The sequence below is a fragment of the Leeia oryzae DSM 17879 genome, assembly GCF_000376945.1.
GTDB lineage: Bacteria > Pseudomonadota > Gammaproteobacteria > Burkholderiales > Leeiaceae > Leeia > Leeia oryzae.
The window spans coordinates 51,097-65,011 of record NZ_AQXU01000023.1 but is presented as its reverse complement, the minus strand read 5'-3'; the positions used below and the strand labels follow the sequence as shown (position 1 = coordinate 65,011).

At 51.5% G+C, this 13,915-nt stretch carries 9 protein-coding genes and 1 pseudogene; all 10 read right to left on the bottom strand.

Annotation, left to right across the window (positions count from 1 at the left end; all coding sequences use genetic code 11):
- Positions 1-103: 103 nt before the first annotated feature.
- Positions 104-1,264 (bottom strand): annotated as a pseudogene (locus F552_RS0110240) (benzoate/H(+) symporter BenE family transporter); the annotation flags it as partial.
- A 170-nt stretch (positions 1,265-1,434) separates the two neighbouring features.
- Positions 1,435-2,682: a serine hydroxymethyltransferase gene (gene glyA, locus F552_RS0110235; RefSeq protein ID WP_018151648.1), complete on the bottom strand. Its 1,248-nt coding sequence runs from the start codon at positions 2,680-2,682 to the stop codon at positions 1,435-1,437.
- 75 nt (positions 2,683-2,757) lie between these two features.
- The gene (locus tag F552_RS0110230) at positions 2,758-4,662 is read right to left on the bottom strand and encodes an ATP-binding cassette domain-containing protein (RefSeq protein WP_018151647.1); all 1,905 of its coding nucleotides are present in this window, start codon (positions 4,660-4,662) and stop codon (positions 2,758-2,760) included.
- 426 nt (positions 4,663-5,088) lie between these two features.
- On the bottom strand, positions 5,089-5,385 hold the full coding sequence (locus F552_RS0110225) for an integration host factor subunit beta (RefSeq protein WP_026182602.1): 297 nt from the start codon (positions 5,383-5,385) through the stop codon (positions 5,089-5,091).
- A 75-nt stretch (positions 5,386-5,460) separates the two neighbouring features.
- Positions 5,461-7,137 (bottom strand): 30S ribosomal protein S1, encoded by a 1,677-nt coding sequence (rpsA, locus tag F552_RS0110220; protein WP_156802297.1) that lies wholly within the window; start codon positions 7,135-7,137, stop codon positions 5,461-5,463.
- A 151-nt stretch (positions 7,138-7,288) separates the two neighbouring features.
- On the bottom strand, positions 7,289-7,981 hold the full coding sequence (gene cmk / locus F552_RS0110215; RefSeq protein ID WP_018151644.1) for a (d)CMP kinase: 693 nt from the start codon (positions 7,979-7,981) through the stop codon (positions 7,289-7,291).
- A 230-nt stretch (positions 7,982-8,211) separates the two neighbouring features.
- The gene (gene argS / locus F552_RS0110210) at positions 8,212-9,930 is read right to left on the bottom strand and encodes an arginine--tRNA ligase (RefSeq protein WP_018151643.1); all 1,719 of its coding nucleotides are present in this window, start codon (positions 9,928-9,930) and stop codon (positions 8,212-8,214) included.
- Positions 9,931-10,092: 162 nt separating this feature from the next.
- Entirely contained in the window at positions 10,093-11,385 is a 1,293-nt protein-coding gene (aroA, locus tag F552_RS0110205) for a 3-phosphoshikimate 1-carboxyvinyltransferase (RefSeq protein ID WP_018151642.1), read from the bottom strand.
- A gap of 72 nt (positions 11,386-11,457) precedes the next feature.
- Positions 11,458-12,378 carry a prephenate dehydrogenase gene (locus F552_RS0110200; protein ID WP_018151641.1) on the bottom strand — a complete coding sequence of 307 codons (921 nt, stop codon included), beginning with the start codon at positions 12,376-12,378 and terminating at the stop codon, positions 11,458-11,460.
- 199 nt (positions 12,379-12,577) lie between these two features.
- Positions 12,578-13,834, bottom strand: a complete 1,257-nt coding sequence (locus F552_RS20070) for a sensor domain-containing phosphodiesterase (RefSeq protein WP_169333589.1) — start codon at positions 13,832-13,834, stop codon at positions 12,578-12,580.
- Between the last annotated feature and the right edge of the window lie 81 nt (positions 13,835-13,915).

Here is a 13,915-nt window from a genome sequence, read left to right as displayed (position 1 = left end):
CCCTATGTCAGGTTTGAGTGGTTTGCTGGCCGCAATCCAAGTTATTGCAGCGCAAAACATAATCATACCGTGGGTTGGGACATCCGTGCCATTACTTGATGGTCTAACGCCTGCTGGTCATGACAAACCGGACAATCAGCCCGGCCAACAAACCCCAGAAAGCGGCGCCAATGCCGAACATCTTTAGACCGGATGCGGTCACCAGCAATGTTACTAACGCGGCCTCACGCTCGCTATCGTCGCGCATGGCCACCGCCAGCGATTGCCCGATAGTACCAAATAGCGCAATGCCGGCGAGGCTAAGCACCAGTTCTCTAGGAAACGCATTGAACAATGCCCCGACAGTGGCACCAAACAGCCCCAGCAAGACATAGAATGCACCGGCAGCGATACTGGCCTTAAAGCGCTGGCGCGTTTCTTCATGCGCTTCTGGTCCGGCACAGATGGCAGCGGTAATGGCGGCAAGGTTGACTGCAAAGCACCCTAACGGCGCCAGGATAAAATTGGTAATACCCGTCCAGCCAATCAGGTTAGATATGGGTGTGGTGTACCCATTCGCGCGCAAAACAGCAACCCCAGGCAAGTTTTGCGAAGCCATCGTCACCAGAAAAAGCGGAATCCCTACCCCGACAATCCCCTGAATGGACCACGTGGGGGTCACCCATTCCGGCTTGGTCAGCTCAAATGAAACCGTGCTCAGCTGCATACCGCCAGTAAATTGGGCATACCCCACCCCCACCAGTAACACCAGCAGAATGGCGTACCGTGGCGCCAACCGCTTCATCAGCACATACGTCAGCAACATGGCGCCCACCAGCTCCGCATGCACTTGCAGATTGGAGAATACCTGAATCCCAAAATGGAGCAGTACCCCGGCCAGCATGGCAGATGCAAGATTCACTGGAATTCGGTCGGCCATCTTTTCGAATAACCCGCTAAAACCGGCAATGGTGATCAAAGAAGCTGAAAACAGAAAAATGCCAATTGCTTCAGACATGCTATGCCCCAGCAGGCTGGTCGCCAGCAATGCAGCCCCTGGCGTAGACCAAGCCGTCACAATCGGAGCCTTGTAACGCAAGGAAAGGCCGATACAGGTCAACCCCATTGCAAGCCCCAAAGACCAGAGCCATGACGCCAGTTGACCGGAGGTAGCACCTGCGGCATGAGCGGCTTCAAATACAATGGCAGCAGAGCTGGTATAGCCAACCAGTACCGTGATTAATCCGGCTATGACCGTGGAAACCGGCAGATCAATTTTCATCGTTACACCCTGTGAGCAGACAGTCCATTACTCTAGAAAGAAAATCGTCCTGTCGACATGGACAGTTGCCAAAAAACACCCGTGACACTTAAAAAACTGCGCGAAACACGCCAAAATAAAAAACCCTGCCGTTTGGCAGGGTTTTTTATACATGCATGATGCACTAAACCGGATTACGCACCGTAAACAGGGAAGCGTGCAGTCAATGCTTTTACTTTTTCACGTACGGTAGCCAGGTTAGCTTCATCGTTCGGGTTATCCAGAACGTCAGCCACCAGATTGGCAACAATGCGAGCTTCATCTTCTTTGAAGCCGCGTGTTGTAATGGCTGGAGAACCGATACGGATACCAGAAGTCACGAATGGGCTTTCCGGATCGTTAGGGATCGCGTTCTTGTTAACGGTAATGTGCGCTTTACCCAGTGCAGCATCAGCAGCCTTACCTGTCAGACCTTTTGCACGCAGGTCAACCAGGAACACGTGAGATTCTGTTCGGCCAGAAACAATACGCACACCACGTGCCGCCAGCGCTTCTGCCATTGCAGCAGCATTCTTCAGCACTTGTTCTTGGTAAGCTTTGAACTCAGGCTTCAGCGCTTCGCCGAAAGCAACCGCTTTAGCAGCGATCACATGCATCAGCGGGCCGCCTTGCAGGCTTGGGAACACGTTTGAATTCAGGATCTTTTCGTGTTCGGCTTTTGCCAGAATCAAACCACCGCGTGGACCACGCAATGTCTTGTGAGTCGTAGACGTCACGAAGTCAGCGTGTGGAACAGGGTTAGGATACACACCAGCAGCGATCAGGCCAGCATAGTGGGCCATATCGACCATGAAGTAGGCACCGACTTTTTTCGCGATTTCTGCCATACGGGCAAAATCAAAACGCAAGGCAAATGCAGAAGCACCGCCAATGATCAGTTTTGGTTTGGTTTCTGTCGCAACGCGTTCCATTTCATCGTAATCGATCTCTTCATTTTCATTCAGACCGTAAGCAACGATATTGAACAGTTTGCCTGACAGGTTAGCAGGAGAGCCGTGAGTCAGGTGACCACCGTGCGCCAGGTTCATACCCATGACGGTATCACCCGGTTTCAGGATGGAGAAATACACAGCCTGGTTGGCCTGTGAGCCAGAATGTGGCTGCACGTTGGCGTATTCGGCACCGAACAGTTGTTTCAGGCGGTCAATGGCCAGTTGCTCAACCTGGTCAACATATTCGCAACCACCGTAAAAGCGTTTGCCTGGGTAGCCCTCAGCATATTTGTTGGTCAGCTGGGAACCTTGCGCTTCCATGACAGCCGGGCTGGTGAAGTTTTCAGAGGCGATCAACTCGATGTGATCTTCCTGACGTTGAACTTCCTGCTGAATAAAACCCCACAGTGTAGGATCTTGCTGAGCAAGAGAAACGGATTTGCTGTACATATTGCAAAACTCCTGAACAAAAATTAGCAAAAATGGAAGCGTTGGCGGAAACGTAGCGACATATTAACACGAGGTTTACGCGTTTGACTTTGCTTCTAGCGACTCCCAACGCGCGAGTTTTTCTAATAACGACAATTCGATCTCTTCAACACGCTGTTGCATGCGTGCAGACCCCTTTGGATCTTTGCGATACACATCCGGGTCCAGCAACTGAAATTGCAAGGCAGACTGCTCTTCTTCCAGCTGCTCGATTTCCTGTGGTAACAGTTCCAGTTCACGCTTTTCATTAAACGACAACTTGCTGGAAACCGAGCGTTTACGCCCTTCCTGCATGGTTTTCTGCTCCACGCTGGACTTCTTGATCACAGGTGGCGCGGCATCTTTTTCTGACTTGTAACGCAACCAGTCAGAGTAACCGCCGACATACTCTTCAAGCTGGCCATTGCCTTCAAATGCAATGACACTGGTCACCACGTTATCCAGAAAAATACGGTCATGACTCACGAGAAATACGGTACCCGGATAATCCAGCAATAAAGCCTCCAGCAACTCCAGCGTATCGATATCCAGATCGTTGGTGGGCTCATCCAGTACCAGGACATTGGCCGGGCGGGCAAACAGCCTTGCCAGCAGCAAACGGTTACGCTCTCCGCCCGACAAGGAACTGACTGGAGACCGGCTGCGTGCCGGCGGGAACAGGAATTCTTCCAGATAACTAATAACGTGTTTCTTGATACCGCCAATTTCAATAAACTCACTACCAGGACTGATGGTATCCGTCAGGGTGGCATTTTCATCGAGCTGTACACGGAACTGGTCAAAATAGGCAATATTGAGATTGGTGCCCTGCTTTACATGGCCTGACTGGGGTTGCAGCTCTCCCAGAATCAGCTTCAGCAAAGTGGTTTTACCAATACCATTAGGCCCGATCAGACCAATGCGATCACCCCGCTGAATACGGGTTGAGAAATTACGAACCAGCGTCCGGTCATCATACGCAAACGTTACATTCTCGAGTTCTGCGACCAGCTTTCCGGATTTTTCGCCCGCATCCAGTTGCAGATTTACCTGACCTTGCTGGCTGCGTCTCTGCGAGCGAACCCGGCGAAGCTCTTCCAGACGTCGCACACGGCCTTCATTGCGTGTACGGCGTGCTTCAATCCCTTTGCGAATCCAGACTTCTTCCTCTTTCCAGAATTTGTCGAATTTTGCATTGTGGGCCGCTTCAACCTCCAGCATTTCAGCCTTTTTCAGCTGGTAGGCGGTGAAGTTACCCGTAAATGCCGTTAAACGCCCGCGATCAAGCTCAATGATGTGGGTACTGACGTTATCCAGAAACTGGCGATCATGGGTAATAAACAGAATAGCGCCGTTAAACGCCTGCAACAGGCTTTCCAGCCATTGAATGGCAGACAGATCCAGATGGTTGGTTGGTTCATCCAGCAACAGCACATCTGGCTCACTAACCAGTGCACGTGCCAGCGCAACACGCTTTTTCCAGCCGCCTGAAAGTGCATCTACCGGCTTGTCGGCCTCCAGCCCCAAATGGCTGATCATCGTATCTACCAGCGAATTGAACCGCCAGCCATCCTGGTTTTCCAGTTCCATTTGCAGGCGCTGCATCTCTGCAAGATTTTCGTCATTTGGGTCCAGTGTCACCTGATGCGTAATCGCATGGTAATCAATCAGCACCTGACGCAAGCTACCCAAACCTTCCGCAACCGCCTCAAACACGGAATGCCCGGCCTCAAACACCGGTTCTTGCGGTACAAATGCCACAACGGCATCCGGTGAAACCCAGAATTTGCCATCATCCAGCATTTGTTGCGACGACAGCACTTTTAGCAGGGAGGACTTACCAGCACCATTGCGGCCAATCAAACCAATACGCTGCCCCTTGTCCAGCACAAGGTTAGCGCCATCCAGCAAAGGCCAGTGGCCAAATGCCAGTTGTGCATTATCAAGGGTAATCAGGGGCATGACATTGTCCGAACATTAAACGAGAGGGCATTATTATAAATCAGACTAACCACGCAGGGCCGAATATATTTCGGAACGGGATTTCCAGAGAAGTGCTATACCAAGTTGCTGCGAGCAACAAAAGTCCAAGGACTGATGCACACTGAAATCTTCATGATGGTTATCCTAGACACGCATCACAGGAGCCAAGCAGCCTGTTGACTCATCCATGCCTGAGGCGACACATCATACCTCTGACGCCAGACAGTCAGAAAGGTATTGGCAGGCAATCAGGTGTATCCATTTCTTGCAGACATAAAAAAACCAGGCCACCTTTCGGAGACCTGGTTTTCATACAACTAAACAACCAGCTTCAAATTACATGGAGGATTACGCCTTCACGCAGTTTGTTGCTTTTTGCCTTGAGCATAATCAGTCATACAACTGTTATTCACCAACAAATGGTGCAGCATCGACACGTTCTCGCAATTCCTTGCCAGCCTTGAAGTGTGGTACGTACTTCGGTGGTACCTCCACCTTCGTTCCAGACTTGGGATTCCGCCCTAAACGAGGAGGACGGTAATTCAGGTCAAAACTGCCAAAGCCGCGGATCTCGATGCGCTGTCCTTCGGCCAAACCTTGGGACATTGTATCCAGAATCGCTTTGACCGCAAGTTCGGCATCTTTGGCCACAAGTTGCGGGTAACGCATCGCGAGCTTAGCTATCAACTCGGATTTTGTCATGTGACCCCTGCTCAGTAAAACTAAGATGAATTACCGTCAGTTACTCATGCAACTGACGGCAGACACTAGCTGAAATTACTCAGCGCTACGGCCGTCCAGCTTGGCTTTCAACAGAGCGCCAAGGCTGGTGGTACCAGCATTGCCAGTAGCTTCCAGAGATTTCATTGCATCAGATTCATCAGCCACATCTTTAGCTTTTACAGACAGGTTGATAGAACGGTTCTTACGATCTACGTTGATGATCAGGGCTTCAACTTCGTCGCCTTCTTTCAACACAGAACGGATGTCTTCAACGCGCTCGCGAGACACTTCAGTAGAACGCAAGTAGCCTTCTACGTCGCCGTCCAGCGTAATCACTGCGCCTTTAGCATCCAGAGACTTCACGGTACCCTTAACGATTGCACCTTTATCATTGATAGCGATGTAATTGTTGAAAGGATCCCCATCCAGCTGTTTGATGCCCATGGAGATGCGTTCACGCTCTACATCGATAGACAGAACGACGGCTTCAACTTCGTCGCCTTTCTTGAATGAGCGAACAGCTTCTTCACCTGGCAGAGTCCAAGACAGGTCAGACAGGTGTACCAGGCCATCGATACCGCCAGGCAAACCAATGAAGATACCAAAGTCAGTGATTGACTTGATGGTACCTGACATCTTGTCACCTTTTTTGTAGGTAGCAGCGAAGTCATCCCATGGGTTAGACATACATTGTTTCATGCCCAGGCTGATACGACGACGTTCTTCGTCGATTTCCAGGATCATGACTTCAACTTCGTCACCCAGAGCAACTACTTTGGATGGATGTACGTTCTTGTTGGTCCAGTCCATTTCAGAAACGTGTACCAGACCTTCGATGCCTTGTTCGATCTCAACAAATGCGCCGTAGTCAGTCAGGTTGGTTACTTTACCGAACAGACGGGTGCTTTGTGGGTAACGACGAGACAGACCGATCCAAGGATCGTCGCCCAGTTGTTTCAGACCCAGAGAAACACGGTTTTTCTCTTGATCGAACTTCAGAACTTTAGCTTCAACCTCATCACCCACTGCCAGAACTTCAGATGGGTGTTTAACACGGCGCCATGCCAGGTCAGTGATGTGCAACAGACCGTCGATGCCACCCAGGTCAACGAACGCGCCGTAGTCGGTAATGTTTTTCACAATACCCTTAACGATTGCGCCTTCTTTCAGGTTAGACAGCAGAGCTTGACGTTCTGCGCCTTGGCTTTCTTCCAGTACCGCACGGCGAGAAACAACAACGTTGTTACGCTTGCGATCCAGTTTGATAACCTTGAATTCGATTTGTTTGCCTTCGAATGGAGAGGTATCCTTGATTGGGCGGATATCTACCAAAGAACCAGGCAAGAATGCACGGATGCCGTTGATCATGACGGTCAGACCACCCTTGACCTTGCCACTGATCATGCCGGACATCAGTTTGTTTTCTGCTAGTGCAACTTCCAGATCCAGCCATGCTGCCAGGCGTTTTGCCTTGTCGCGGGAAAGCTTGGTTTCGCCGAAGCCGTTTTCCAGAGAATCAATAGCAACCTGAACGAAGTCACCAGGCTTAACTGATACTTCACCCTTGTCGTTTTTGAATTCTTCAACAGGAATCAGAGATTCGGATTTCAGGCCAGCGTTCACAACAACAAAGTTGTGATCCACACTCACCACTTCAGCGGTGATCACTTCACCGGTACGCATTTCCTGACGTTGCAGGCTTTCTTCAAACAGGGCGGCGAAGCTTTCCATGGAATCCACGGCAGCAGAGGTTACGTTAGACATGTGATAAATACCTAGATTGTTGTCTTGCGACAACCGTTCGTTTTAAAAAACTGTTTTTGGAGAAAAACAGCACCACCTCTGGCACAGACATCATGCCAGTACAGATTTTGGCAAAGCCTTAATTGACAGTTTTTGGTTCGCTGGTTTCGAACACCTTGACGACGAAATTAACTGCTTCTTCAATCGTCATGTGCGAGGTATCCAGTAACACGGAATCCGCATGCTGTTGCAAAGGGGCAATGCTTCTGGCGCTATCACGGACATCTCTATCCCTGATATCACGAAGAATATCGTGTAGATTAGCACTAATTCCTTTACCGATCAACTGCTTATAGCGACGCTCGGCACGGACCTCGGCACTGGCAGTCAAAAAAATCTTGGTTTTGGCCATCGGAAAAATCACCGAGCCCATGTCGCGACCGTCTGCCACCAAGCCTGGCGCTTGTGCGTAGGCCTGCTGGCGCTCTGTCAGCGCCTGGCGAACCTGACTCAAGGCAGAAATCTTGCTGGCCGCGGTACCGATTCTTTCCTGACGAATGGCCTCGGTCACATCAATGCCGGACATCACGATCTTTTCGCCTTCAAATGATACATCCAGCGTGGCAGCAATCCGGGCAATGTCAGTCTCTGCATCCAGCAAGGTACTCGAATTCAGGGCGGCCAAGGCAACCAGGCGATAAAGCGCACCGGAATCCAGATAATGAAAGCCCAGGCGTGATGCGACCTTCTGTGCGACAGTCCCCTTGCCGGACGCAGAAGGACCATCGATGGTAATAATTGAAACTGAATTCAGGCTGGCTAGTTCTACCATGTTAATGTCTCTCGGTAGGTTGATCCGTTATGGCAAACAGGGCCGGGATGGCTTTCTGCTAGGTATGGGCCGCACACCACTCGCGACAACGCAAAGAATGGATTGTCATTGTGCAATCTATTCATTTCCTGGCGAATACCCTGGCAACATGCTTGCCTTTGATGGTCGGCAACAGGCACCTCCTTCATGCGCATATTAAGTTGTCTGCATGAAGGAGATGCTGAGCAACATTACATGGTATCGAGTACTTCGATACCCAGCAGACCCAAACCGGTTTTCAATGTATTTGCGGTGAGCTGACACAACTGCAAGCGACTCTGCTGGGTTTCTACCGCCCCTTTTAGCACCGGGCAAGCTTCATAGAAACGCATGAATTGCGTTGCTACCTGATACAGGTAGGCACACATGAAATGAGGACATGCTTCTCTGGACACGCTATCCACGGCATCCGGGAATTGCGCCAGTACCAATGCCAATGCATGCTCTGCCGGTTCAGCAATCACGATAGGCTGATGGGCTTCAGGCAGGCCTGCTTTGCGGAACAAGCTTTGAATGCGTGTATAGGCATATTGCAGGTATGGTGCCGTATTGCCTTCAAAGGCCAGCATGGTATCCCAGTTAAAAATGTAGTCACTGGTTCGGTGCTTGCTTAGATCTGCATATTTGACCGCGCCAATACCAACCGCCTTGGCAATGGTTCTGCGTTCTGCTTCGGACAGGTCCTGATTCTTTTCTGATACCAGTGCAAATGCCCGTTCTTCGGCTTCAATGAGCAGTTCTGCCAGTTTGACAGTGCCACCGGAGCGGGTTTTAAACGGTTTGCCGTCATCCCCCATCATGGTACCGAATGCCACATGCTCCAGCTGCATGTCGGCAGGCACAAACCCCGCCTTGCGTGCAAGCGTAAACATCTGCTGGAAATGCAAGCCTTGACGAGCATCTACCACATACAGGGCGCGATTGGCTTTGAGTACGTCTGCTCTATAACGGGCGGCAGCAAGATCGGTCGTGGAATACAGATAACCACCATCCTGCTTCTGTACGATATAGACTGCAGGTTCACCATCTTTATTCTTGAACTCATCCAGAAATGCGACTTGTGCGCCGGCATCTTCAGTCAGCAAGCCTTTGGCTTTGAGTTCCGCCACAATACCCGGTAGTGCCGGGTTATAGGCAGACTCACCCATCACGTCCTTGCGAGTCAGATCAACACCCAGTTCTTTGTAGACTTCCTCGCAATGGGACAGGGAAATTTCCACAAACTGGCGCCACAGGGCCAGCACTTGCTCGTCTCCACCTTGAAGTTTGACGACGTACTCACGCGCACGGTCAGCAAAAGCGGCGTCTTCATCAAAGCGTACTTTGGCACGACGATAGAAGTCTTCCAGATCTTCCAGCGCGTGTGCGGGGTTCTGTTCGTTACCAGACTCGATCAGGTAGGCGGTCAACATGCCGAACTGCGTCCCCCAGTCCCCTACGTGGTTCTGTCGAATGACGTTATGCCCAAGAAACGTCAAGGTTCTGGCCAATGCATCGCCGATAATGGTGGAGCGCAAATGGCCAACGTGCATTTCTTTTGCCAGGTTTGGCGAAGACAAATCCACTACCACGGTTTGCGGATGATCCGCCTTGACAGACAAGGACGGGTCTTTTAGCGCTTCTGCGGCCCGAGCAGCCAGAAATCCGTTATCCAGGCGAATATTGATAAAACCTGGCCCGGCAATTGACACTTCGCTCGCAATACCTTGCAAGTCGAGGTGATTGATCACCTCCTGAGCCAACTCTCTAGGGTTCTTTTTCAGCTGCTTGGCAGCACCCATCACGCCATTAGCCTGATAGTCGCCAAATTCCGGCTTGGCTGCCTGTTGAACAATAGCCTGGGCATCTGGCGCACCTGCCAGTGCAAGTGCTGCTTTAACGCGATCATTAAGTAATTGCAGAAGAGTCATAACCATCACAAAGAAATAAAGCCGAACACAGGTCGGCAAACGGGCTTATTTTATCGTAAAAACAAAGGGCTGTCGGCGATTTATCGACAGCCCCTGTATTGGTGCTACAGCTTTTATCGTCAACAAGGCGCATGAAAACTGCCTTGAAAACCTTTTCCGGCCTTAGTGGCTGATGCCTGCCAGCACCTCAAAGTAAGTCGGGAACGTTTTTGCCGTACATTTAGGATCATTGATTCTGACGGGCACACCAGCTAGCGCGACCAATGAGAAACACATTGCCATCCGGTGATCATCATAGGTATCGATCACCGCATTCGGTGTCAGGGTTTCTGGTGGCGTGATACGGATATAGTCCTCGCCCTCCTCTACTTCGGCTCCTACCTTGCGCAGCTCAGTCGCCATGGCCGATAACCGGTCTGTCTCTTTGACACGCCAGCTGGCGACGTTGCGAATGGTCGTAGTGCCATCCGCCACCAAGGCAGCAACAGCAATTGTCATGGCAGCATCCGGGATATGGTTGAGGTCCACATCGATGGCTTTCAGACGGCCAGATGCTGGCGCCTGGGCTTCAATCCAGTTATCGCCCCAGGTAATCCGGGCACCCATTTCTGCCAGGGTATCCGCAAAGCGCTTGTCGCCCTGGATGCTTTCTTTGCCTACCCCTTCAACCCGCACAGGACCTTGCCCCATGGCACCAGCCGCCAGAAAGTAAGATGCACTGGAAGCATCGCCTTCTACATGAATCACCCCTGGGCTGATGTACTTCTGGCCAGCGGCGATATGGAAAGATGACCAGTCTGTACGAGTAACCACCACACCAAATTTCTGCATCAGATTCAGGGTGATTTCAATATAGGGCTTGGAAATCAGCTCGCCAATTACCTCGACGGTGGCGGACTGGCCTGTCAATGGCAAGGCCATCAGCAATGCGGTCAGGAACTGGCTGGATACATTGCCACGGACCTGAATAGCGCGATTTGCTTCAATCGTCGCCGGTTTGATATGCAGCGGCGGATAGCCATCGTTGCCTTCGTAGCGAATATCGGCGCCTAGTTGGCGTAAACCGTCCACCAGATCCCCGATCGGGCGCTCGTGCATGCGCGCCACGCCAGACAATTTGTACTCACCCTGCGCCAGCGCCAGCGCCGCCGTTAGCGGACGAAACGCCGTGCCAGCATTCCCCAGAAAAAGATCCGCCTGCTTTACCGGGAAGAGCCCTGCCACTCCCTCGACCAGAAAGTCTCGGGAATCACCGTGCTGGGACCATTTCACTCCCAGTTGCTTTAAGGCTTCGAGCATGTAGTGAACGTCATCGGATGCAAGCAGCCCTTTAACCTCGGTATTACCCTCTGCCAAGGCCGCCAGTAACAAGGTGCGATTAGAAATGCTTTTTGAGCCAGGTAATAAAACCGTGCCCTTTACCGAAGCAATCGGTGCCAAATCCAGAAATTCCATTACGTATCCGTTAATTAAGATTGAAGTTAGCTAATGATGGCAGGGGGATAATGATGTCACCAAACGTGCCGGTCAGACTTGCAAAGAGGCCTGACGCTTTTGCAACCAGGCATTGCGTGCCTCTCGAGCGGTCAAAAACACCTGCTCAAGGGCTTCGCCGTCTGACGACGCCAGCAAGTCGGCCAACCGGTCGAGCTGATGGCGGTATTCATTCAGTTCGGCCAATAATGCCTGTTTATTGGCAAGACAAATGTCGCGCCACATTTCCGGATGACTGCTGGCAATGCGGGTGAAATCCCGAAAACCGCTCGCTGCAAAATCAAAAAATACACTACCGTTTTCGCGACTGGCCAGCGCTTCAACCAATGCGAAAGACAGCACATGCGGCAGATGACTGACCGCCGCAAAAATACGATCATGCAAATCCGGGGTCATTTCGCGCACATCGGCACCGCAGACTTCCCACAGTGCCTTAACCGCCAGTACAGCCTCTGGGTCAGTTTCTGCCAACGGCGTAATCACGACGTGTTTTTTGCGGTACAAATCCGGTTTGGCAGCCTTGGCCCCACTGAATTCGGCACCGGCAATCGGGTGTCCGGGCACAAAGGCTGACAGGCGAGTCTTCAAGTGCTGGCGGGCCAACGCAACCACATTTCCTTTGGTGCTGCCGGCATCTGTCACCATGGCGTGGGCAGGCAAATAGCGCTCGACCAGAGGCAAGATGGTGTCCAGCTGACCCACAGGGGTCGCCAGCATCAGCAGATCCGCTTTTTGAATGGCGTATTGAGGGTCTGTCGTCACCTCATCCACAATGCCATGGGCCAATGCGTCTTCCAGATTAGCCATGGAGCGTCCAACGCCAATGACATGCTTGACCAGTCCGGCCTGCTTTAGCGCAAGGGCATAAGACCCGCCAATCAGGCCAACGCCCATGACAACCAGTGTATTAACAACGCGCGGAGAACCGGAAAAATTTGGTGTAGTACCTGGCATGCATGCCACCCTGAAAACCTGTCAAAGCCTATTATTCGATAGATACGATTTGCCAGATGCAAATGTGTAAGCCCAAAAACAAAAAGACGCTGTTAGCAATTAACAAGCGCCTTCCTGATTTTAACCCTGATAGCGTATCAAAACAAACACGTTCAGATCCAATTACGGCAATTTGATTGTCTTTTTTTGCTATTGCGCCTTAGTTGGGATGCATATGTGCTGCTTCATCCCAGTCTATGTCACCGCAGAGCACGATACATTGGCCTGCGGACTCGAAAGCAATGGAAAGGGTCACGCAAAACTGCCCGGTACTGGATGACAGATATGGACGGGAAATTTGCAACTCGCCAACCGCATGCATGGCATCCCGGAAATAGGGACGACGTACCCAGCTCGCACCTGCGGTTTCCTGAAGCCTGTTTTGCTGACGGCTTAACTCGCGGGCGGCCAGACCACGCATGCCTTCACCGATCTGGCGCCCTTCTGCATCCAGCACAAAACACAGCACTGTTGCAGGCAACCCCAGAAAATGACCTGCCGCCGTCTGCAATGGCTCGCCATTCATCATCATGCGGGTAGGAATCAAACGAAAAGCATCCACATACGGTGCCAGTTTTTCGCGGTGCGCAATGCTGGCCTCCGTGTCCAGCCGGCGATAACTCTGCCACAACTGGTCAATCACATCCGTCTGGTCGCGAATCTGACGGATATTTGCTTGCGGCGCACCAAAATAAAAACCCTGCACGAAATCACAGTCCGTCTGCATGGCCACCATGGCCTGCTTTTCCGTTTCGATCCCCAGAATGGCCACCAGTGCCCCTGCCTCATGAAGCAGGGTGACCATGCCTTTCATCAGATTGTGGGTGCGATCATCCACCGCAGCCCGTGCCACCAGCTCATGATCCAGCTTGATGATATCCGGCTGCAATTGCCAGACCTGATCGACGCTCCCACGTCCGGTACCAAACTTGTCAACGGCAATCAGGCAGCCTAGTTTTCTGAACCTCTCGACAGCGGCAAGATAAAGCGGAGGATCTATCCGGTTATCAAGCGTTGTTTCAATAACCAGGCTGTCTGCCGGGAATCCCAGCTTCTCGAATAATGCGGGCAGGTATTCTTCTGCCGTGGAAGGGTCCAGAAAAGTTTCCGGCAATACATTGATAAACAGCCAGTTGGCAGAGTCGCTGGCGTCCATAAAGGCGCGAAGATGTGACTCTATGCATACGAAGTCAATCGCTCTGGCACTGGCCTGAGTTGAAGCCTCCACCAGAAAATCCGGCGTACTGCGCCAGTTACTGGCATCCTGCCCTACTCTTAGCAGCGCTTCAAACCCGATGATATGCCGGTGTGCCAAGCCAAAAACAGGCTGAAAATGACTAGCAGCCAACTGGTTATGCCAGTTGTCCAGCAATGAGGATAATTGCTTGATCAAAAAGGGGGAGGCAATATTAGGCATATCATTCAAATTCATAGTCATCAGGAAACCGACAAAGGCCAGTTTGCATCATTTAGTTATTCACAGCGTGATTCTCCGCAA

Excerpts from the sequence above, each read along its gene's own strand:
- glyA (WP_018151648.1), bottom strand. The coding sequence starts at position 2,682 with ATGTACAGCAAATCCGTTTCTCTTGCTCAGCAAGATCCTACACTGTGG.
- F552_RS0110230 (WP_018151647.1), bottom strand. The coding sequence starts at position 4,662 with ATGCCCCTGATTACCCTTGATAATGCACAACTGGCATTTGGCCACTGG.
- F552_RS0110225 (WP_026182602.1), bottom strand. The coding sequence starts at position 5,385 with ATGACAAAATCCGAGTTGATAGCTAAGCTCGCGATGCGTTACCCGCAA.
- rpsA (WP_156802297.1), bottom strand. The coding sequence starts at position 7,137 with ATGGAAAGCTTCGCCGCCCTGTTTGAAGAAAGCCTGCAACGTCAGGAA.
- cmk (WP_018151644.1), bottom strand. The coding sequence starts at position 7,981 with ATGGTAGAACTAGCCAGCCTGAATTCAGTTTCAATTATTACCATCGAT.
- argS (WP_018151643.1), bottom strand. The coding sequence starts at position 9,930 with ATGACTCTTCTGCAATTACTTAATGATCGCGTTAAAGCAGCACTTGCA.
- aroA (WP_018151642.1), bottom strand. The coding sequence starts at position 11,385 with ATGGAATTTCTGGATTTGGCACCGATTGCTTCGGTAAAGGGCACGGTT.
- F552_RS0110200 (WP_018151641.1), bottom strand. The coding sequence starts at position 12,378 with ATGCCAGGTACTACACCAAATTTTTCCGGTTCTCCGCGCGTTGTTAAT.
- F552_RS20070 (WP_169333589.1), bottom strand. The coding sequence starts at position 13,834 with ATGCCTAATATTGCCTCCCCCTTTTTGATCAAGCAATTATCCTCATTG.